14 protein-coding genes are annotated in these 22,253 nt (G+C 54.2%); 1 reads left to right on the forward strand and 13 read right to left on the reverse strand.

The window, feature by feature from the left end; genetic code table 11:
* Positions 1-56 precede the first annotated feature (56 nt).
* Complete coding sequence (locus tag JW885_14640) at positions 57-3,551, reverse strand: PAS domain S-box protein (GenBank protein MBN1883402.1); 3,495 nt, start codon at positions 3,549-3,551, stop codon at positions 57-59.
* A gap of 338 nt (positions 3,552-3,889) precedes the next feature.
* Complete coding sequence (locus tag JW885_14645; GenBank protein MBN1883403.1) at positions 3,890-4,495, reverse strand: VanZ family protein; 606 nt, start codon at positions 4,493-4,495, stop codon at positions 3,890-3,892.
* A 147-nt stretch (positions 4,496-4,642) separates the two neighbouring features.
* Here JW885_14645 and JW885_14650 point away from each other — a divergent pair, with 147 nt between their 5' ends.
* A complete protein-coding gene (locus JW885_14650) occupies positions 4,643-7,135 on the forward strand; it encodes an AAA family ATPase (protein MBN1883404.1) in 2,493 nt (830 codons plus the stop codon).
* Positions 7,136-7,257: 122 nt separating this feature from the next.
* On the opposite strand, the gene JW885_14655 is transcribed toward JW885_14650, so the two are convergent.
* The 11 genes from JW885_14655 to JW885_14705 form a co-directional block, all read right to left on the reverse strand.
* The gene (locus JW885_14655) at positions 7,258-8,991 is read right to left on the reverse strand and encodes a PAS domain S-box protein (protein MBN1883405.1); all 1,734 of its coding nucleotides are present in this window, start codon (positions 8,989-8,991) and stop codon (positions 7,258-7,260) included.
* 134 nt (positions 8,992-9,125) lie between these two features.
* On the reverse strand, positions 9,126-10,457 hold the full coding sequence (locus JW885_14660; protein MBN1883406.1) for a diguanylate cyclase: 1,332 nt from the start codon (positions 10,455-10,457) through the stop codon (positions 9,126-9,128).
* Positions 10,458-11,048: 591 nt separating this feature from the next.
* Complete coding sequence (locus JW885_14665) at positions 11,049-12,674, reverse strand: diguanylate cyclase (GenBank protein ID MBN1883407.1); 1,626 nt, start codon at positions 12,672-12,674, stop codon at positions 11,049-11,051.
* Positions 12,675-12,936: 262 nt separating this feature from the next.
* Positions 12,937-13,764, reverse strand: a complete 828-nt coding sequence (locus tag JW885_14670) for a 4Fe-4S binding protein (GenBank protein ID MBN1883408.1) — start codon at positions 13,762-13,764, stop codon at positions 12,937-12,939.
* Positions 13,765-13,816: 52 nt separating this feature from the next.
* Positions 13,817-14,641, reverse strand: a complete 825-nt coding sequence (locus JW885_14675; GenBank protein ID MBN1883409.1) for a 4Fe-4S binding protein — start codon at positions 14,639-14,641, stop codon at positions 13,817-13,819.
* A 78-nt stretch (positions 14,642-14,719) separates the two neighbouring features.
* Positions 14,720-15,544, reverse strand: a complete 825-nt coding sequence (locus JW885_14680) for a 4Fe-4S binding protein (GenBank protein ID MBN1883410.1) — start codon at positions 15,542-15,544, stop codon at positions 14,720-14,722.
* Positions 15,545-15,731: 187 nt separating this feature from the next.
* Positions 15,732-17,444 (reverse strand): hypothetical protein, encoded by a 1,713-nt coding sequence (locus JW885_14685; protein ID MBN1883411.1) that lies wholly within the window; start codon positions 17,442-17,444, stop codon positions 15,732-15,734.
* 173 nt (positions 17,445-17,617) lie between these two features.
* Entirely contained in the window at positions 17,618-19,315 is a 1,698-nt protein-coding gene (locus tag JW885_14690; GenBank protein MBN1883412.1) for an AarF/ABC1/UbiB kinase family protein, read from the reverse strand.
* A 44-nt stretch (positions 19,316-19,359) separates the two neighbouring features.
* Positions 19,360-19,938 (reverse strand): flavodoxin family protein, encoded by a 579-nt coding sequence (locus JW885_14695; protein ID MBN1883413.1) that lies wholly within the window; start codon positions 19,936-19,938, stop codon positions 19,360-19,362.
* 477 nt (positions 19,939-20,415) lie between these two features.
* Complete coding sequence (locus JW885_14700; protein ID MBN1883414.1) at positions 20,416-21,486, reverse strand: PQQ-like beta-propeller repeat protein; 1,071 nt, start codon at positions 21,484-21,486, stop codon at positions 20,416-20,418.
* A gap of 78 nt (positions 21,487-21,564) precedes the next feature.
* A partial coding sequence (locus JW885_14705; protein ID MBN1883415.1) for a PQQ-like beta-propeller repeat protein occupies positions 21,565-22,253 on the reverse strand: 689 nt, incomplete at its 5' end.

Raw genomic sequence — 22,253 nt, forward strand, 5'->3', positions numbered from 1 at the left:
ACACCTCCCTTTCCAAGCACAGAGCGGACATCATCGGGGTCCGCGGCGGGCGGGGGTTACGAGTCCATCAGGAATCGTATCTGCTCCGTCAGCTCGGTAATCCTGGCCGGTTTTTTAACAAACCCCACCCGCTCCATGCCCAAAAACTCGCTGAACCGCTCGTCTCCCCCGTATCCCGAGGACATAAGAATCCGAATGTCCGGCTGCAGCTCCCGCAGTTTCAGGAACACCTCGCTCCCTCCCATCTTGGGAAGGATGTAATCAAGGATCACCACATCGATCGTTTCCCGTCGGGTGGAAAAGATATTCAGCCCCTTCTCCCCGCTTTCCGCACACAACACGGAGTATCCCAGCTCCTCCAGCACCTCGCACCAGGTGTCCCTGACAATCTCCTCGTCATCGATGATCAGGATCGTCTCGTCTCCCGAGAGCCTGTTTCGGATGTCGTCCGTGGTTTTCTTCGGGACGGAGCCCGTCTTGGAGGGAAAATAGAGCCGGAAGGTCGTTCCCTTCCCCTCCTCGCTGTGTACGGTGACAAATCCGCGATGGTTTTTTATAATGCCGTACACCGAGGAAAGCCCCAGACCGAATCCGTCGGAATGGCCCTTTGTGGTAAAGAACGGCTCGAAAACGTGTTCCCGGACTTCCGACGGCATGCCGATACCGGTGTCCGAGATGTGCACGACCACGTAATCCCCCACACGGGATTCCAGGTGGGATTTCACGAAATCCTCATCGAGTACGGTGTTGTATGTTGTAATGCTCAGCACGCCGCCGTTCGGCATGGCATCCCGGGCGTTGATGAAGATATTGAGCAGACACTGTTCAAGCTGCCCCGGATCCCCCTCGATGGTCGGCAGTTTTGGGGGCAGGATCGTTTCGATGGCGATGGATTTATGAAAGGTGCCGGTGGCCAGCGGGAGGACCCGCTTGATGACGTCGTTGATATTCAGGCTGATGGGTTTATGATCTCCACCCCGGGCGATGCCCAGCAGCCGCCTGGTCAAATCCGATGCCTTGATGGTCGCGTCGTTGATGGTCTTCAGCGCCTTGTAGTCCGGGTCTTCCGATTGTTTTTTCGCCAGCAGATACTCGGAGTATCCCATGATACCCACCAGGATGTTGTTGAAGTTGTGGGCCATCCCACCGGCGAGCGCGCCGATCGCCTCCATCTTCTGAGCGTGAAAAAGTTGGGATTCCAGAAATTTCTTTTCCGTAATGTCTCGAATAATGCCCTGGAATCCGATGACGAGGCCGGTTTTATCCGTAATGAGGTTCGCGGTAATCAGACATTCCAGCGGCGTTCCATCCCGTTTTTTCAACCCCACCGGGTAGTTCGCCGCAAATCCCTCTTCCTTCATCTTTTCGATGAAGAGAGAGAAATCATCCGGATTGTAGTATGTTTCGATAATGTTGATATTCGGCAGCTCCTCCCGGGTATACCCGAGCATTTTTTCCCCCGCCGGATTGACGTCGATGAAGGAGCCGTCGATGGTGGACAGATAGATGGCGTCGCTGCTGGTCTCGAATATCCGTCGGTACTTCTCCTCGGATTCCCTAAGGGCCTCCTCCGCCAGGATGCGGGCGGTGATATCTCGAGCGATGGCCTGGTATCCGATGATCTGATCGTTCTTCGTAATGCTCTGAACATTCTGCCCGATCCAGATGGTGGCGTCGTTCTTTGTGATGACCGGGAACTCCAGGTATGTATCATGGATTTTTTTGATAAACTGGAGCTGATAGAATCGTTTGACCCTTCTTTTGTGACTGTCGGGGATCAGATTCAGAAAAGGCTTGCCGATGAGGTCTTGATCGGTGTATCCGGAGATGCGTTTAGCGATGGGATTGATGAGCTCGAAGCGGCCTTTGTGATCACTGATGAAGATGATGTCGTTGGCGTTCTCCACAAGCTGACGGTGCAGGCGTTCGCTCTCCCTCAGGGTTTCTTCCATTCTTTTTCGGTCGGTGATGTCCCTGAGAAAGACGAGAGATGCGGGTTTTCCCTTCCACTCGGTATACACGACGTTTATCTCCGCGTGGATAGTATCGCCCTTTTTTGTAAAACCGCGCAACTCATAGGTCGAGGGCGCGGGTTCGCCGCTCATGCGGAGATTGTAGTTGTCGGTCACCAGTTGCGCATCATCCGGGTGGAGGAAAGCCGTAAACGGCTTGTTGATGATATCGCTTCTGTCGTATCCGAGAAGCTCTTGCAGCTTTTTATTGAAGAATACCAATGATGCATTTTGAATGACAATGACGGCGTCATTCGACGATTCAACGAGCGTGCGGTACTGCGCCTCCGAGATGGAAAGTTGAGAGAGCAACCGTTCCTTTTCCTCTTCCGCCCTTTTTCGTTCACTGATGTCGATGAAGGCCGCCTGGACGGCGTCTTCGCCGAAATAATTGATACGGTTGCCGTACAGCAAAGAGGGGAAGGCGGTCCCGTCCCGTTTCACCAGGCGGCACTCGTATCCCGCCACCACATCATCACCCCGGGCCCGGAGCTTCGCCCGTTCGATGGTGAAGTCTCTGTCATCCGGATGGATGTATTCCTTGACGTGTGTGCCCACGATATCCTCGGGGCCGTCGAAGCCGAGCAATCCGGCCACCTTGCCGCCGCAATAACGGACAACGCCGTCCACGTGGATGATGATACCCATCGGAGAGTTGTCCGCGATCAGCCGATACTTCTCCTCGGAGAAGACCAGCTCTTCCTCGAAACGTCTGCGGGGGGTGATATCGCGAATAATCGTCATCACCTGGATCACTCGATCGTCATCGAAGATCGGAATTTTCCTTATTTCGGTAATAAAACGGTCGTCGACGATGGTGTATTTGCCCTCGGTGATCATGGTCCGTCCGGTTTCGAATACCTCCCGGTATTCCCGCCGGGCCGTGTCTGAGAGGAACGGGAACACCTCGAAGATACTTTTTCCCACGATCTCTTCGGAATCAAATCCCATTCGCTTCACCCAGGTTTCGAGCTCCCGGTTAATCAGGATGATCTTCAGCTCCCGATCAACCACGTGGATTTGATCGCCCACGTGGTCAAGAACGGTGCGATAGTGGTCTTCCGAATGATACGGTTTCTTGACAGCCGTGTTGTATCCGGTCAATTCGATGAACGAGACAACGATACCGACAGGAAGATTCTCTTCGTCCCGGATGGGCGATTGGGAAAGCAGTACGGTGAATGTGGAGCCGTCGATCCGACGGGCAACGAGTTCACCCTCCCACCGGCCGTTTTCCCCAAGGATTCGAATCGAGTCTTCCATGGTGGGCGTCGAGGAATCATCGAGTAACTCCCGGATGTTCCTGCCGACAATCTCATCCCGGGTTGCATATCTCCACATCTGTACAACTCTGGGATTGACGTAATGAATCCGCCGGTCCATATCGGCTATGATGATTCCCGCAAGGGCATGTTGCACCGCTTGGGTGACGGCGTGCTCGGTTGAGAGATTTGTATTGAGGGACATGACGGGGGATTCCGGGGATATCTTCCCGGTCTTTTTGGAGGGCACGGGTGTATGTGGGGTCCGCTTGCTCATTCAAAATCTCTTGAACTTTCGGAACAACTGAACGGGCTGAATATCGAGATTAACGGAGTTAGAACGCCGGTGCATCTATTTTGTACTGTACATTTTTTGAGAGAAGGTATCACATCACGACCAATAATGCAATATGGGAATAATAAAAGAGTATGTGTGTGAGAGGGGTTTTTCAGAATGTATGAATCCGATACGATTGAGGAATTTTCACGGGTCGAGGATATTGGGAAAGCATGTCGGGAAACATGAGAATGATGGGCTGTATGGCAGGGGAAGGCGACGGGCCGCTTTTCTCCGGTGAGACAGTCCGGGAACGACCGTCAATGACAGACGTATTCTTATGGATTCTTATCCTGTGTGATATCGTTTGCCTGGGCATCCGTGTCGGCGGGGGATTCGTCTCCGAGTTGATAGGAGAGCCCGGAGCACGCGACGGCGCCGAGAATACCTGAGTGAATGTTGATGACGATGTCTCTGATGTCGAACACCCGCATTGGGAGGTATGCCTGGACGAGCTCATCCGCCGTTCCGATTATCAGGACCAGCACCATCGTCCAGACATATCCGGCCGCAACGCCGCCCCCGCTCGTCCGTACCGCCTGGTATATCATCCAGCCCAACATGCCGTATTCGACGAGGTGTACCTTCTCGTCGGGATAGTAAATGAAACGCTGTATGAGCGCCACCGACAGGATGATGAAAATCATCAGGAGGTATCGCCAGGGTTGCCGTTCCCGCTTGACGACGATAAGATACACAAGAAAAAGCGCCAAAAGGAAGAGGGGGAGGATTGCCAGTATTGTGTTGAGGGCGTCTCCCACGATCCGTTCTATGACGTCCATAATCAGCACGACATCCGCCAGTGTGGCGAAAATCAATCCTGTATAGAGCACGACGATCAACCAGGAGGTCCTAGTGTCCGAATGAAGGGTGTGTAAGATCATGGTGGACATCCTAACCGCCAACAACCGCCGTGTCAATCACATTATCGCTCTTGACAAGGCAATTCCCATACACTATCATGCAATATATGATCTTTATTAGACTTTTTACTATTTGAGCGACAGCATTCACGCGAGGGAGTGCCCGTAATGACGGATATAGAAGAGAGAAAGGTACCGGTAGAAAAGTTGCGGTGGAAGTGCGATCCGAAGATGTTCCCCTTCAAGACCACGGCCGACATTGAGCCGCTCAAAGAGATTATCGGACAGGAGCGGGCACTCCTGGCCCTCAAAACCGGCCTGGAAATCGATAGTCCGGGATACAATATCTTCGTATCCGGCATGACCGGGACCGGGCGAACCACGACCATCAAAACCGCCCTGGAGAAATTCCTCGAACCGGGGCCCGCTCCGGACGATATCTGCTACGTCAATAATTTCTCGAATCCGGACAATCCGATTTCCCTCCTTCTTCCCGCCGGCAACGGGAAAAAGTTCAAAAAGGCCATGGGGGATTTGATCGTCGATATCAAGGCGGCGATCGTACAGCGCCTGTCCGGTCAGGATTACAAGAACAAGCTCAAGAACGTCATGGAGGAGTTCCGCAACCGGCAGAAAGAGCTCATCAATCGTATTAAACTGCGCTCCCAGGAAGAGGGATTCTCCCTGGTGCAGCTTCAGGTGGGGCAGGGGCCGATCACCCGTCCGGTATTGGTGCCCAACTTCCAGAGCCAGCCCACATCCCTTGAGAACCTTGAAGAAATGGTGGAGTCGGGGGAGTTCCCGGCGGAGCGCTTTGAGGAGCTCAAGAGTAAATCCTTCGAGCTGAACAGTGAGCTGGAAAACATCCAGCGGGAATCGATTAAAATCGAAAGGGAGTTGGTTGATCGCGTCAAGGAACTGGAGGCGGAGGAAATCGCACCGATCGTCACCAGTCATGTGGATGCCATGAAGGAAACCTTCACCTCGCTGGGCGTGTCGGAATACCTTGACAGTGCACGGACAGATATCCTGGAGAACATCGACATTTTCAAGGAACAGGAGACGCCCCAATCGCAACAGCTTCCCTTTCCCCTCATGGGCTTGGGGGCGGAGCGGGATCCTCTGTGGCGGTACGAGGTGAATCTGTTAGTGGACAACTCCCGGACGAAAGGGAGGCCGGTCATCCCTGAAACCACCCCCAGTTATACGAAGCTCTTCGGCACCTTCGATCGCAATGTCGATCGCATGGGAGGTGTCTATACCGACTTCACCAAACTGAAGGCGGGAAGCGTCCATCGCGCCAATGGAGGATACCTGATTGTAAACACGTTTGACCTCCTGACGGAAGCGGGGAGCTGGCGATGCCTCAAACGGGTTTTAATTCACAAGAAGATCGAGTTTCAGTGCGTCGAGCCGATGTTTCTGTTCGCCTCCACCAGCCTCAAGCCTGGGCCGATCGATGCGAACATCAAGGTCATCATGGTGGGCGATCCCTATATTTATCACCTCCTGTTGGCCCAGGATGACGATTTCCCGATGATATTCAAGGTGAAATCGGATTTCGACTCGGTGATGGAAAAAAACGGTGATCATATCCACCAGTATGCGTCCTTCGTAAAGAAAATATCGGACGATGAATCGCTGGCTCCCTTTTTGCCGGCGGCCGTATCCGAAGTGGTGGAGTTCGGGGTCCGTGAGGCCCGCTCCCAGAAGAAGATGACGACGAGGCTTTCCGAGGTGGCGGATATCGTGCGGGAAAGCGCCTACTGGGCAGGATTGGACGGGAACGATGCCGTGGATGCGGTTCACGTCAGGAAGGCCCTGACCGAGCGGGACAATCGCGTCAACATGACCCACGACAAGATCCGTGAGCGCATCAGCGAAGGAGTGCTCATGATCGAAACCGAGGGCTCCCGGGTGGGCCAGGTCAACGGCCTGGCGGTATACAGCCTGGGGACCCATATGTTCGGGGCTCCCAGCAAGATCACCGCGGTTACGTCTCTGGGACGGGCGGGGATTGTCGACATTGAGCGGGAGGCGAAGCTCTCGGGCAGCATATACAATAAAGGGGTGCTGATTCTCTCCGGGTACCTACGGGGGAAATACGCCCGTCGCATTCCCCTGACCCTCTCGGCGTCGCTCTGTTTCGAGCAATCCTACTACGGCGTCGACGGCGACAGCGCATCCTCCACGGAGCTCTACGCTATTATATCCGGCGTCACGGGCCTTCCCCTTCGTCAGGATATCGCCGTGACCGGATCGGTCAACCAGAAGGGAGAGGTGCAGCCCATCGGCGGCGTCAACCAGAAGATCGAGGGATTCTTCGCCGTGTGCAAAGACCGGGGGTTGACCGGGACCCAGGGTGTGATGATTCCTCAAACAAATGTGGAGGACCTGATGCTCACCCAAGAGGTCGTGGACGCGGTGAGTGAAGGCGCGTTCACCATTTACAGCGTCTCGACCATCGACGAGGGCATCGAAATCCTTACCGGTGTTCCGGCGGGGGAGGAGGGTGATGACGGCACATTCCCCGAGGGAAGTGTCAATCGAATGGTTGTGGACCGACTCATGGAAAACCATGAGCGGCTCAGGGAACTCAACAAGGGAAAGGATAACGAAAAGGGGACGGAGAAATCCGGGAACGGCGGCGGCGATGAGTAGTCGGACACCGAGACGGTCGGCGGAAGAGAAAAAGAGGCCCCGGGCGGGCCTCTTTTTTATTTGATACAAAGAATGACGCATCACCGGACCGAAGTATAGGGGCCGTCTGGTGATGTTTTCGTCTAACTGGCGGCGGCCCTCTTTCGGGCGTTCAGGTCCTTGAGGGCGGTCTGGATCATTTCGTCGGCGGTTTTTCTTCCTTCAAGGGGGGCGACCCCGACGCTGAGCGATACTTCTTTCAGATTCTTGTCTATCCGACTCACGATTCGACCGGCAATGGATTCGGCGTCTTCGATCTGTGTATGGGGAAGGATGAGGGCGAAATCGTCGGAGCCGTATCGAAAGGCGGTGTCCATATCCTCGCGAATGGACTTCTTGATGAGCTTTCCGAGCTCCGCCAGCATTCGGTCCCCCTTGAGATTACCGTTGGTTTCGTTGTATTCGGCCAGGTTGTCGATATGATAGATGACAAGGGACAACGGAGTCGATGAACGAAGGGCCCGCTTGACCTCGTCCTGCATTTTCTCCGCGAAATGCACTTGGTTAAAAAGCCCCGTGACGATGTCGGTTATCGAGAGTATCCGCATCTGTTCATCGATCGCCTTCCTGTCGCTGATATCCCGGGCGATTCCCTGTCCTCCGGTGAAAACGCCGCTTCGGAATATCGGTGATGAGTTGATCTCCAGCGAGACCTCTCTTCCGTCCTTTTTAACGGCCTCAATCTCCATTCCCTCCACATCATTTCCCGACTCGATTCTTTCCAGCATCGCCGAAATCTGGCCCTTTGTCGACGGGGTAAAAAGAGAGTGGAGTGGCTTGCCGATAAGCTCGTTTGGAGTGAAACCGGTGATGCGAAAAACGGCCGGGGAAATATAGGTGAAGATCCCCGCATCGTCGAATTCATATATCACATCAAAACTTCGTTCTGCGATACCGCGAAACCGCTCCTCGTTTTCCAAGATACGCCGCTCCGCCTCGAACCGATCCGTGATGTCCCTGAACCGCCAGACACGGCCGGAGAATTTTCCGTTTCTGGTCAACGGGTGGGTATATCTTTCCAGGGTGCGGCCGTCTTTAAGCTTGAGCAGGTCCTGGGATTCATCGTTGGTGTGATACAGCTCCTTGATGGTGGAAAGAAATACCTTCGGTTCCTCCAGCATCCCCAGAAAATGCTCCAGGAGCAGTTCGTCGTTTTTTTTCAGAGACAGGTCCTTGGGAATCTGCCACAGGCTGATGAACCGCTCGTTGGAGTGGGTCACTTCGCCGTTTTCACCGACGACGAAGATGCCGTCTCCGATGGATTCGATGGTGGCCTTGAACAGTTGCTCGTTTTCCTTCAGGGCCGCCTCATACCGCTTCCGCTCATTGATCTCGGTCTTGAGCTGTTCGTTGAGCTTTGTCAGTTCATGCGTCCGCTCCTTTACCCGCTCTTCCATCTCATCATAGGCGTTTTTCAATTCATTGCGGACTTTTTTTCGCTCCATGGCGTACCGGATGGCGCGAACCAGAATGGCCGGGCGCATCTCCACCTTGAACAGGTAGTCCTGAGCTCCCTCGGTAACGGCGCGAACCGCAATATTCTCGTCTTCTACCGAACTCAGAACGATAACGGGGAGTTCCGGCGTAACTCCCTTGATGCGAAGGAATGTATCGATCCCCTCGCTGTCGGGGAGGGTCAAATCCAGGATAATCAGGTCGATATCGTGCTTGGCAAGCAGATCGATGCCCTTCATCAAATGGTCGGCGTGCAGTACAGAAAATTTCGTCCCGGCGGTATCATGGAGCATATCCTTGATTAACCGGGCGTAGCCGGGGTCATCCTCGACTATTAGAGTTGAGATGGTGTTTGTGGTCATGGGCTTTCTCTCGGAATATATCGTAAGCGGCCAAAACGTCGGTTTTTCTTCACAGACAACCTCTGAGGATGTTAAAGGCGGCACGCATGAGAGATGTTTTCAATGATGAGTAAACGTACCGATACCTGTTGGTTTTATTTTTTCGCCTCTTTTTGCGAATACATCGCCCGATCCGCCGCGTTTATCATGGAGGTTATATTTGCGTGATCTTCAAAGGAGGCGATACCCAGGCTGATATCTATGTCGTTCGGGAGCGAACGGATGGAGCCCCGTATACGTTTTGCCACTGCGGCGGCGTCGGTCTTTTTCGCCGATGGAAGGATAATGGCGAATTCATCCCCTCCGTATCTGAACGCGGTGTCTACATCCTTTCGGATTGAGTTGGCGGTGATTTCTCCCACATGTTTCAATATCTCGTCGCCGGCAAGGTGGCCGTTTTTGTCATTGAATTTTTTGAAATTGTCCAGATCGAAGACCATCAAACACAGTGGATACGACATTCTTTTCGCCCGGCTGGCCTCCTCGTTGATTTTTGTATAGAAATAACGCTGGTTGTACAAATTGGTGAGGCTGTCGGTAATGGAGAGTCTCCACAGCTCCTCTTCCATCTTCTTTCGCTCGGTTATATCTCTTGCGATCCCCTGCCCGCCGAGGACCTTTCCTTCCCGGAGTATGGGAGATGCGTTTATCTCTATGAATCCCGGGGCGCCGTCCTTTTTTTTGATTCCGCACTGGACTCCTTCGATGTAGGACCCTCCGAGAAGCGTATCAATTGCCTGGGAAACACGACTCTTGTCCTCTTCGGAGATGAAGGTCTCGAGTGGGATGTTGATGATCTCATCCGGCGTATAGTCGAAGATGCGCTTCACGGCGGGGGATGTATAGAGGAATTGACGCTCGCTGCCGATCTCGAAGATCATGTCGAAGCTTCTTTCCGCGATGCCGCGAAACCGCTCTTCGCTCTCGGCCAGTGACTCCAGGGCCCGTATGCGCTCCTCCACCTCGTTTTGTAGTCTGTTGTTGACGTCTTCCAGTTCCTTCGTGCGTTCCTTGACCCGGAGCTCCAGTTGATCCCGGGCCTGCTCGAGTTCCTCCTGAACCCGCTTTCTCTCCACCGCGTAACGCAGGGATCGAATTAAAATATCCCCTTTCACCTCCATTTTAAACAGGTAATCCTGGGCGCCGTCCTTGACCGCTTCCACGGCGGTTTTCTCGTCTTCTATAGAGGTGAGAATGACTATGGGGAGTTCCGGATATTTTTCCTTGAGACGGGTAAACGTATCGATGCCCTCGTTATCGGGGAGAATCAGGTCCAGGAGAACGACATCGACCTTTTCCCGATCGAGATACTCGCATCCTTCTCCCAGGGTCTGGGCCTGAGCTATATCGAAGACGGAGTTGTTTGGCTCGGACAGCATCTGGACGACGAGGTCACGAAAGCCGGGATCGTCTTCGATCAGCAGCATGGATAACGGTTCGTTTTTCATCGATAACGATAAAAATAGTAGTACTTTTTTTATTTATCCGCTTAAAATATTTATATTATCCATATATATAAATTATTCGGGGTGACACAAAAACAGTGTGTCATAACAATAAGCGGATAAAAGAACCCTTTTCTTTTTTTGTTTTGTGATATGTGTCACACTCGGGATGTATGACACTCTGAGTGAATAACCGGCGTGGGCGGCGTGAAGCGTGAATCCAAGGTGTTTGATGCAGAGCAAGGAATATTCTTAAAAAAGTTGAAAAGCCGGGTTAGGTAATAAATTATCTTGAGCCTTTTATATAATACCCATGATATAAATTTTTGTCAAATACTTTCTGTGAATAATTGAAGACTAAAATATTTAAATTTAATATTATAGTCTAAATAAAACAGCTGTACACTATTATGTAGCCTGGTCCATTCTCCGGTCGACTTCCCCGGTTGGATCGCTTAAGTATGTCCACTTCGTACAATTTCAGGCCGTACATTTGTGGAATAGTTCGGTGAGTGATCGCCTTCTGATGAAGCGGACACAATCGAGAATGCTCGCGATATGGGACGGGTGGTGTTATAGGAGGGATTTTTGCCTTTGGGCGGTCTTGTAGGCGTACATGGCCGTATCGGCCCGTTCGATGAACACGTCGGTGGTGTCGCCCGGTTTCCACTGGGAGACGCCGAAGCTGACGCCGATATCGGGAATCGTCTGGACCACCTGGCTCTGGATACGCCGGGCCACGGTGTGGGCCTGAGACTCGTTCGCGTCGGTAAGGATCACGGCGAATTCATCTCCGCCGTACCGAAACGCCGCATCCACCTCCTCCCGGATACAGGCGGCGGTAATTTCCCCCACCGTTTTGAGGACGACGTCACCGGCGAGGTGGCCGTGGATGTCGTTATACTGCTTGAATCGATCAAGGTCGAAGACGATCAGGGAGAGGTTCTGTTCCAGCCGTGTCGCCCGGACGGTATGGGTATTGATGATGCTGAAAAAACTGCGTTGATTGTAGAGTCCGGTAAGGCTGTCGGTGGTGGAAAGCCGAATGAGTTCGTCCTCCATCTTTTTTCGCTCGGTAATGTCGCGGATGGTATGGACCGATCCGCGGATTTCACCCCAGGCGTCCAGGATGGGGGCGGTGCTTATCAGCAGGTGAGCGCCGCCTCTGGCCGGCTCTGTCATCTCAATACATGCAGGTTTTTTTGTCCTGATGGTCTTGATGTGAGGGCAGTCGGGACAGGGATCGGACCTGTGGTGAATCACTTCAAAACAGCGGATGCCGATGAGTTCACGAGGTTCTTTATGAAATGCGTCGGCGAACGCCCGATTGACCTTGACGATGCGAAACTCGCGATCGTGGATGGATACGAGATCGGTAATGGAATCGAAGGTGATACGCCACTCGTCGGACGCCTGCTTGAGTACGTCCTCCCACTGGCGGCGCATGGTGATGTCCTCGATGAAGCCGGTCAGCTTCGGGGAGCCGCCTTTTTCATCCCGGATCGGAAACACGCGATGAGACACCCAGCGAACGGCGCCCTTTTTTTGTATGATACGGTACTGGAGCGCCAGGGAGGCCCCCACGTTTTCCTTGAAGGTCCTGACGATATCATCCCGGTCGTCCGGGTGGATGACGCTGAACCAGAGCCCCGGCTCCCGATAGAGGCTCAGGTGGTCGTAGCCGTAGATTCGCTCGAAGGCGGGGCTTACGTAGATGAATTTCTCCTCGGCGGGGGCGTAAATCCAAAGGAAGATCGGCATGGCGTCCAGGGCCTCCCGTATCAACCTGTCCCAATTCTCCGGCAGCTCCGGAGTTTCGTAATCGATGGCTGTGGCGCGGGCGATAAGGCGGACATACTCGGTGTTTGATTTTCCGGAGAAGAGGTCCGCACTGACCGACATGGTGTGGGCGACCGTATTCCTGTCGAGGAGTGTGAGGGTTCCCTCGGAGACGGATGCGTGAGAGAGATTGTCCAGGAGGGGGGAGAGGGAGGTCGCCCCGCCCATTATCAGGTCCGACAAGGGAACGAGGAGCAGCTCGTCGTCGGTATATCCCAACAGCCGTGCGGCGGCCTGGTTGACCTGTATGATAACTGCGTCCGGGTATAAGAGGATGAATACGGGATCTGATATACGCTGAAGCAGGGTGTCGTCTGATATTCCGGGCGCTACAGCCTGGAAAAGAGGGGCGTCCTTCATGTGACCGGGGATAAAAAGATAAAAAAGTATCGTCTTCCCGATCGGTCGGGAATACTCAAGCTTTCATATTATACCTTTTCGAGGAATAGAAAAGTGTGATGAAGATTACACTTTTACATCTCGTGATAAAACTCGAAGGCGGGTATCGGTAGTGTATTTCTGTTCGGCCCGACGACCTCGTCCGAGTATCCGGTGAAACAACATCCGACGGTGTCCGGTTCGCACATCGGATCCATGAATCCCGACAACGATCCCCCCGGTGTCAACTCAGGTCCGCCACCCGATCGACCCGACTCAACAGACGTGTGACCATCGAGTCCAAATCCTCGGTAACAAGGCTGATCGCCCCCTCGGGACATGCCGTCACGCATCGGGCGCATCCCTTGCAGTCATTTCCCACCACGGCCACCCCGTCCTCGATCCGCATCTCGGCGGCAAAGCAGATTTCCGCGCATATCCCGCAGCCGGTACAGAGCTCCGTATCGACCGTGATCGATACCCCCGGCAGCTTTTTGTAGGCCTTGTTCAGGTTCGGTCCCCGCCGGGTCATGTGGGTACGGTAGAGGCAGCAGCAGTCGTCGCACAGGCAGATGAACATGAGTCGATTGAAGGGAACGGTATGAAACGCCACGGGGTCTATCCAGACGTGGGCGACGCTGGCCACAAGGCCCGCCTCTCCGGCCCGGGCGACATGCCGGACGGCCTCATCCGTCGTAACGAAGCGCCCGTGGGAGGGATGCATGCGCCGGGTGGCTTTTCCCAGGGCGATGCAGCCGATGTCCACGGGGTGATTCGTGCAGCCTTGTTTTTGCCGGCAGATGCACTCGTCCAGGATGAAGATATCCGGAGTTCGTTCAAGAAGGGCCTTGACCACCTGAAAGGGGAGGGCCACGCTGTCCGGAGGATTGAGGCGAACGTCGATGGGCACCGCCGTCAGTTCATTCTGGGGATACCTGAAGAAGGGATTGATGATCCAGGAAAACGGGGGGATATCACTCAGGCGTTTGGCGGCGATCATCAGCGGCCACGAGAGCTTGACCGACCACCTGACAAACCACTTGGGAGGCCCGTATCGAAGAAGTTTATCCATGGTTTATATCCTTTCGCATTCCCACCGGGGCTTCGGAAATCTTCTTATAGTATCAGCGGTAATCGATGAGCTCCTCAATGCGCCCCATCAGCTCATGCACCGTCCGCTCCATATCGTCGATATGGATGCTCACGGCACTGTGGGGGCAGACGGTCACGCAGCGGCCGCATCCCTTGCACGTCTCTTCGTTCCGTATCACCCGATTTCCTTCAAAGCTGAGCGCCTCCATGAAACACTCGTCGATGCACTCGCCGCAGCGGGAGCAGGCGTCATCATCGATATCGATCTGGAGCCCGTCGAGGCGCACCAGGGATCGGGCCGCATCAACAGGGAGGTACTTGCCGGAATTGAGAATAGTACAACAGCACCGGCAGCAGTGACAGATCGTCAGGAGCTTCCCCCGATCCCGTACCCCCCAGATGAAATTATCGATCTTGACCCGGCCGATCATCGGGATCAGGCCGTCGGCCAGAGTGCGATCCAGGTGGGCGAGGGCTTCATCCACCGTTGCATGCCGGGCGATGCGGGGGTCGATCTCCTTTGTTCCCTCACCCAGGAGTGTGCAGCCGTAGTCGATGGGGTGCTCGGTGCACGATCGATCGTCCCGGCAGGTGCATCGCTCGATGATGACCCGGTGACCGGAGCGGCGAATGAGCTCGGACGCAACCTCCCGGGGCAGAAAGCTGCTCTGTGTTCCTCCCAGGGTTTCATTGAGGGGAATGTATGAGACATTCAGATTCTTTTTTGAAAACAAGGGAAGGCTGAGGGCCGCCACCACTCCTCCGATGAGTGGAAGCCTGGTGGCCCGGGCGGAGAGCCAGGTGATCGGCCAGACGGCCGCAAGAACCGTCAGCCACCAGTGGGGTCTTCGAGACATGTCCGGACTCCTGTTTGTGAAAAACTGGTGAAGGAACGTACCCCACGGTGCCGGGGTGTTTTGCTTATAAAATCCTTTCTATTCGTAATCGACGAATCGTCCGATACGTGCGAGTATGTCGTTGATGGTCTCCTCAATGTCGTCCACGGTCTCCCTGATCGCGCCGGTGGGACATGCCGTGACGCACATGCCGCACGCCTTGCACCGGACCAGATCCCGTATCAAGACACCGCCTTCCAGAGAGAGGGCGCCCATGAAGCAGCTCTCGATACATTCGCCGCAGGCGATGCAGTCCTCCTGGGAGGTTTCGATCCTGAGCCCCGGGAGCGGCACCAGGGAGGCGTGGATCGCGTCCGGCAGGTATTTGCCGCTGGCGAGGATCGTGCAGCAGCAGGTGCAGCAGTAGCAGGTGGTTAGAAGCCGTCCCCGGTTTTTCACCCCGTAGAGGAGGTTGTCGATTGGGGCGCGGCCCACCAGGGGGATAAGTCCGCTCTCCAGGCATTTATCTACATGCTCCAGCGCCTCCTCCACTCCCACCTGCCGGGCGATGTTTTCATCGATCTCTGCGGCGCCATCCCCCATCAGGAGGCAGCCCAGCTCGATCGGATGCCTCAAACATCCCCGCTCCAGACGGCAGGTACAGTGGTGAATGATCGCCCGGTGTGAGGACCTGCGGATCAGCTCTTCTATGATTTTTCGCGGCAGGTGCGTTGAGCCGATCCCCTGGATCTCATGGTGTATGGGCACGTAGGTGAGGTGCTGTTTTTTCGGCGAAAAAAGGAAGGAGGTGAAAAAAGCCAGGAGCTTTCCAAGCACCGGCACCCGATAGAGGCGGCCGCCGATCCAGGTCAGGGGCCAGAAGAAGGCCACGACCTTCAGCCACCATTTCGGTCGTTTGCCCATAGGAGATATCCGATCGATTTTCGGTAGGGGGACTGATTCATGCCAGAGAGTTCAATTGACAGGCAAGTATAGCACAGGTGGTGGAAAAAGGATAGGAAACAAACCTTTTCGAACAAAGACGGGCCGGAACGACAATATCGTCCCGGCCCGCAGGTATCGCTTGATCAGAGATCTCTTCTTGAGGCGGTTAAAACTCGTAGGTCAGGGTGTTTATCCAGCGATAGATCTCTCCCCACTCCTCCCGCTCTCCGGTCTGAATGTTGCGATAATCGAAAGCGTCTCCGCAGAAGAGCACACCGAATTCCGATGACAGGGTCAAACCCTCCATGATCTTCCAGGTGAGGCCCGCGTCGATTTCCCACCCCAGGTCGTCGCTGACGTCGGCCGGGAGGTATGTGTAGGCGCCCCTGACGTAGTTCATGGGGTGTCCGTAGAATGCGTTCCAGTCGGGCAGTCTGTTGAGATTCGCGTCCCGGGCGTCCCGACCCACCGGCTCGGTGTACTTCGCCCATACCACCGCGCCGTGGATGTCCAGCGATTCAAAGGGAGCGAGGCTCCAGTAGAGCTTCAGGGAGGTGACGTTTTCCTGGTTGTTGCCCAGCCCCAGGGGAGACGTATCCCCGACGGCGCTGTTGAGATATTCCGGATTGCCGCAGACAATGATGTTCGACCAGGAAAAATCGCTCATGGATTCGGTGTTGAAGTTGAAGTTTTCCTGGGTGATGCCGGACCACCATTTTTCACCGGAGCCGTATAGAAAGGCCACGCCGACGGTGAAGATGTCGAAATTGACCGAGAGATCGGCGTATATGTTCAGTCCCTCCAGATCGAGGCTGTTTGGAATGCGTTTCCCCGGCATGGGGGTGAAGGGAAAGGCTATGGTCGCCAGGGTGTTGTTGTATCCCCTGCCGTAGGTGTTTATCACGCCGGTGCCCCAGATGCGGTCAACCTCTCCCTTGAAGCGGAGCATTCCTTCGGCAAATTGGAAGTCCCAGAAAAAGCCCAGGGCGTAGACCTGCCAGTCATACAGGCCCGCCAGACCGATGCCGGTCTGGGTCTGGGGGAATACCGGATTGGGCACCGGCCAGCTGACCGCCGCGACGGTCGGATCGACCATTTCTCCATTGAAGTCGTTGCCGGTGATGCCCCGCATCGACACGGCCGACGAGATGCCGCCGGGATCTACCAGATACTGGAACAGCGCCCCGGCCGAGTACCGATCCGACAGGTACATCACCATGAAAGTGTACGCGTCCATATCCGAGTTGTAATTGATGCTTGAAGGACCGCCGGTGGCATCGAGCCCGGTTCTGCCGGGCCACGTGAGGAGGCCTATCATGTCAACCGCCCGCTCGACGTATTTCGTGTAAGCCGCCGAGACGACCAGCTCTTCAATCTTGATCGCCCACTTGATGTCGAAGTTGGTGACCGTACCGCCGGAGCCGAGATACGTTCCCATGCCCCAGCCCCGATCCAGGGTTCCGACGGTGAAGAGCCCCACCTTCGGCACCAGGAACTCCAGATAGGCCTCATGGATGACGGCGCCGTTTATGCTGTTGTTCATCCGGAAGGGTCTGTTTCCGCCCCAGGTATCCTCGACGATATCGATCGTGACATGCGCCTTCAGGTACTCGCTTTGCGTGTGGGTGATGCTCAGGCGAAAGCGCTGGTCGAAATACCGGGTGGAGAGACCATTGGAGTGGCTGGGATATCTGACGGGACCGGAGATGGTGTTTGTTGTGAGGTCTCGGTTTTCCTTTCCCCAGTTGTGGTCAATGACCGAACGGACGCGGTAAGAACCGGTGAAGGTCGTCTCTGCGGCAAAAAGCGGCACGGCCGAAAAACAGATAAGCACCAGGACGGTCGCCAATGCAACCAACTTTGATATATTGTCTTTCACGGCAAACCTCGAAATAATAGTGACAGAGAAAAGCCGAACAACGGATAGAACAGTGAAATACCCTATCATTGGATATAGACAATGTCAATATTGGGGATATTTTTTTTCAAGGGAGGAGGGGGCGGCGCGGACGGCGGTGCTCTCCGAAACCGTGCGGGCGAATCGGGACGGCGTTACAGCCTTTTACCTCTGAGAATGGAGACTAAAAGCCCGAATCCCATGATCCCCGCCGCGATGAATCCCCCGATACCGATGATGGGGATATCGTGCCACTTGGGGGGGAGATCCGACAGGGCGATGAGGGACGAGCCGATAATGAGAGCCGCCAGGACGATGGCGAAGGAGAGTCGGTTGCTGATGCGGTCATGGGTTTTGAGCATCGGCTCGAGCCCCCGGTGCTCGAACACGATCTTCAGGTTTCCCTCCCGCGCCTTTTTGAACAGGTCCGATATATCTCCGGGGATTTTCTGGATAAGCCGGTAGTAATCGGTCCCGGTCTGCATTATGTCGGTCATGGTGCGGGCGGGGCTGAACCTCTGAAAATAGACATCCCGGATGAAGGGGGTGCCGTGACTGATGATGTCAAAGTCCGGGTCCAGCGCGCTCCCCACGGCGTCCAGGGCGGCCAGCGCCTTCATCATCAGGAACTGATGGGGCAAGAGCCGCAGGCGGTGCGTGGTCAGGATTCCAAGAAACTGTCTGAGCAGGCGGGCCACATCCCAGTCCGGCAGGGGGAGGTACATGTATTCGTCGATCAGGCCGAAGATATCCTGTTCCAGCTCCCGCACGTCGGGGGGATCGTCAAAGTAACAGAGCTTCAATACCGACTCGACCACTTTCGCCTCATCCCGGCGAATTACGTGAAATATGAGCTCCGTGAAATCCTCTCGGTCCTGACGGGTCATGCGTCCCATCAGCCCGAAATCGAGAAAACAGATCACGTGGTCCGGGAGTACAAAGATATTGCCCGGATGGGGATCGGCATGAAAGAAGCCGTGAATGAAAATCTGCTTCATGATGAGGGTCGCCCCCCGGCGGGCGATCTCCGTCAGGTCGTACCCCAGGGCCTTGAGCCGATCCGATTGTGACACCTTGACGCCGTCGATGTAATCCATGGTCAAGATTCGATCGCTCGAGAGGTCCCGATAGACCCGGGGCACCACGATGGCGGGGTCGTCTGTGAAGTGGGAGGCGAACCGATCGATATTGGAGGCCTCCGAGAGGTAATTGATCTCCCGCTCGATGCCCCTGGCGAACTCCTCGATGTTTTTCGTCGGCTTGAGGATATCGAACTCCTCGATGTTTCGCTCCATGAGAGACGCCAGATGCATGACGATTTCCAGGTCCGTCTCGATGGTTTCATGGATATCCGGGCGCTGGATTTTGATGGCGACGGGGGTTGTGTCGTCGAGGGTCGCCCTGTGTACCTGGCCGATGGACGCGGCGGCTATCGGCTCCTCTTCGAAGGAGGTGAAGATGTCTTCCGGGTAATCTCCCAGCTCTTCCTTGATGATTTCCCGCACGGCGTCATACGGAAACGACGGCACGCGGTCCTGGAGCCGGGAGAGCTCCTCGATGTACTCGAAGGGGATGAGGTCGGGCCGGGAGGAGAGAAGCTGGCCCAGCTTGACGAAGGTGGGGCCCAGCTCCTCCAGCCCCATGCGAAGCCGCTGGGCGCTGCTGAGTTCATCGACACGGTGCCACAGCTCCCGGGAGAGCTTTTTGATGCCGAACTGGATGTAATGTTCCAGGTGTATCTGATCCAGCAGCTCCCCAAAACCGTACTTGAAGATGACGGTGAGGATCTGCCGGTATCTGTCTATGTGGCGGTAGGTGCGCCCCACCACATCCAGTTTTTCGATGCTTATCATGATATGTTTCCGAACCGTCGGATCATGTGCCCGGAAGGGTTCTCCTATGAGGCCGTTTTCTTGATGAGCCAGGCCATGTTTTCCCCCAGGGTTTTCATGGTCCGCATCCCCTCCGCGTCGTCGGATACATCGCCGGGGGCGTGCCCGATGCCGGTGTTCCAGTAGCTGGAGCCGGGGATGATCATCTGGGAGATCAGGAAGAAATTATTGATGGTGTCGAACGTCAGGACGGACCCCGCCCGGCGCACGGCCACCACCGCGGCCCCCACCTTTCGTCTGTACATATCCCCGTTCACCTTGGCCACCTTGCCCGCCCGGTCGATGAGGACCTTGAGGCTTGAGGAAAGGGTGGCAAAATAGACCGGGGAGCCGAGGATAACGCCCTGGGCCTCGTCGATCTTCGCGATGTACTCATTAACCGGGTCGTCCGTGATGGCGGCGCACCGGCGGTTTTGTGATTCAACGCACTTGTTGCAGGCGAGACAGCCCTTGATATCCTGACCCGCAAGGCTGATCAGCTCGGTCTCGATCCCCTCGGCTTTCAGCACGTCGAATACTTGCTCGATCATGAGTGCGGTGTTCCCGTTTTTACGAGCGCTCCCGTTGAAGGCGACGACTTTCATGGTTTTTCTCCCTCATGTGGCGATGGTTGTCGGTCGATGGACACATGCAACTATAGTGAAATCGAACTATACCATAAACCGGTCGGAAAGGCCACCCGTCTTGAAGCGGCGCTTGTAATAATCGCCTGTCGGGGATATCCGGTATCGACAGAAACGAAACGTTCGGGTATGCTTTCCCGGCGGCTGATGTCTGAAAAACGGGCGGGGGAATTGCCGTGACGATGACGGCAGACACATCGTCCTCAAAACGGGACCGGGGCTTGAATGAAAAAAAGGGATTTCGGAGGAGTATGTGTCCCCCGAGGGAGGTGTGATAGAGTTTACGAATTATCTCATATTATCATGAATATCAAGCAGTTAGGTTGTTCTTTGCTGTATACATGCCGATAAATACGATCACTATGAACGAGATCTCGTTCAGGATAAAAAATGGCAGGAGAACTACATTTCTTTTTTTCTATTTAATACTGTTTCCCCTTACCTAATCGCATAGAGAAACCCATCCCAGCTCCCAAAATAAACCACACCGTCCACCACACAGGGGGATGATTCTACCCAATCACCCGTTTTGAACCGCCATCTTTCTTCTCCCGTTATAGCGTCAACGGCGTAGAGGTAGGTGTCATTGCTTCCAAAATAGACCACGCCATCCACCACACACGGAGAGGAGAGTACATCATCACCCGTCTTGAATCGCCACTTTTCTTTTCCCATCAATGTATCAACGGCATAAAGGTAATTATCATTACTCCCAATATAGACGACTCCATCAATAACAAAAGGAGAAGATATGATATCATCACCTGTTTTAAACCGCCACCTCTCATCTCCAGTTTTTGCATCCACGGCGTAGAGTTGGTCATCACCACTCCCGAAATAAACTACGCCGTCCGCAACACAGGGAGAGGAATCCACAGTAGAATCCGTCTCAAATTTCCACCTCTCATTCCCCGTTTGCGCATCCAAGGCGTAAAGATGTTTATCCAGGCTCCCGACATAGACAATCCCATCAGCCACGCAGGGAGAGGAATCAACTTTAGAATTCGTCTCGAAATGCCACTTCTCGTCTCCCGTCTCAGCATCCAGTGCGTAAAGATGATCATCACCACTCCCAAAATAGACCATGCCTTCCGCAACGCATGGAGATGAATGTACGCCACCATCAGTCATGAACCGCCATTTCATCCGTCCTGTCTCCGTGTCCACGGCGAAAAGATTGTAAAGCATGCTTCCGAAATAAACCACGCCATCCACAACACTGGGGGAGGAATTTACCCAGGCTGCTTTGAATCGCCACATCTCGTCTCCCGTTTTCGCTTCTATGGCGTAGAGAAAGCTATCATTGCTTCCGACATAGACAATCCCGTCTGCCACACAGGGTGAGGAGCATATGTAATCACGTGTCTCGAATTTAAAAAGCTCTTCCCCCTTGATGTTTTTTTCTTCCCCGTTTATGGTTTTTGTCTCGGTACATGAAAGGAGTGGGAGAAAAAGGAGGAGTGAACCCAACAGACCAATCACAACTATAACTATTCTATTGCTATTCATTTTCTCTACTTACTAGCACACACATATGTGCTATTGATATAGGAGAACAACTTTTCTTTTTATTTAACACTATTTCCCCTACCAAATCGCATAGAGATAACCATCATTACTCCCCACATAGAGGACCCCGTCTGCAACACAAGGAGAGGATTCTACCCAATCACCCGTTTTGAAACGCCAGATTTCGTCTCCCGTTTTTACATTTACAGCGTAGAGGTAGGTATCATTGCTTCCAAAATACACAATGCCGTCCGAAATACAGGGGGAGGAGCGCACATCATCGCCTGTCTTGAATCTCCATTTCTCACTCCCAGTTTTAGCGTCGACGGCGTAAAGATAATCATCATTGCTACCAAAATACACCACACCATCAACCATGCAGGGTGAGGAGTATATATCATCACCCGTCTTGAACCGCCACCTCTCGTCTCCATTCTTTGCTTTTAGAGCGTAGAGATAATCATCACGGCTTCCGACATAAACCACTCCGTCCACCACACAGGGAGAGGAGCGTACATTTGCACCTGTTTCGAACCGCCACTGCTCATCTCCCGTTTTCGCGTCAACGGCGTAGAGATGATCATCATCGCTCCCAAAGAAAACCACACCACCCTCCACACATGGAGATGAACCCACATCAGAACTCGTCTTAAATCGCCACTTCTCTTCCCCTGTTCTAACCTTCAGGGCATAGAGATAATTATCATTGCTCCCAATATAGACCAGACCATCCGAAACAAAAGGTGAAGTGTGTACTAAACCATTTG

It is taken from the genome of Candidatus Zymogenaceae bacterium (assembly GCA_016931225.1).
Classification (GTDB): Bacteria; Desulfobacterota; Zymogenia; order Zymogenales; family Zymogenaceae; genus JAFGFE01.

Excerpts from the sequence above, each read along its gene's own strand:
- JW885_14645 (MBN1883403.1), bottom strand. The coding sequence starts at position 4,495 with ATGATCTTACACACCCTTCATTCGGACACTAGGACCTCCTGGTTGATC.
- JW885_14670 (MBN1883408.1), bottom strand. The coding sequence starts at position 13,764 with ATGGATAAACTTCTTCGATACGGGCCTCCCAAGTGGTTTGTCAGGTGG.
- JW885_14655 (MBN1883405.1), bottom strand. The coding sequence starts at position 8,991 with ATGACCACAAACACCATCTCAACTCTAATAGTCGAGGATGACCCCGGC.
- JW885_14650 (MBN1883404.1), top strand. The coding sequence starts at position 4,643 with ATGACGGATATAGAAGAGAGAAAGGTACCGGTAGAAAAGTTGCGGTGG.
- JW885_14640 (MBN1883402.1), bottom strand. The coding sequence starts at position 3,551 with ATGAGCAAGCGGACCCCACATACACCCGTGCCCTCCAAAAAGACCGGG.
- JW885_14680 (MBN1883410.1), bottom strand. The coding sequence starts at position 15,544 with ATGGGCAAACGACCGAAATGGTGGCTGAAGGTCGTGGCCTTCTTCTGG.
- JW885_14665 (MBN1883407.1), bottom strand. The coding sequence starts at position 12,674 with ATGAAGGACGCCCCTCTTTTCCAGGCTGTAGCGCCCGGAATATCAGAC.
- JW885_14675 (MBN1883409.1), bottom strand. The coding sequence starts at position 14,641 with ATGTCTCGAAGACCCCACTGGTGGCTGACGGTTCTTGCGGCCGTCTGG.
- JW885_14660 (MBN1883406.1), bottom strand. The coding sequence starts at position 10,457 with ATGCTGCTGATCGAAGACGATCCCGGCTTTCGTGACCTCGTCGTCCAG.
- JW885_14690 (MBN1883412.1), bottom strand. The coding sequence starts at position 19,315 with ATGATAAGCATCGAAAAACTGGATGTGGTGGGGCGCACCTACCGCCAC.
- JW885_14700 (MBN1883414.1), bottom strand. The coding sequence starts at position 21,486 with ATGAATAGCAATAGAATAGTTATAGTTGTGATTGGTCTGTTGGGTTCA.
- JW885_14695 (MBN1883413.1), bottom strand. The coding sequence starts at position 19,938 with ATGAAAGTCGTCGCCTTCAACGGGAGCGCTCGTAAAAACGGGAACACC.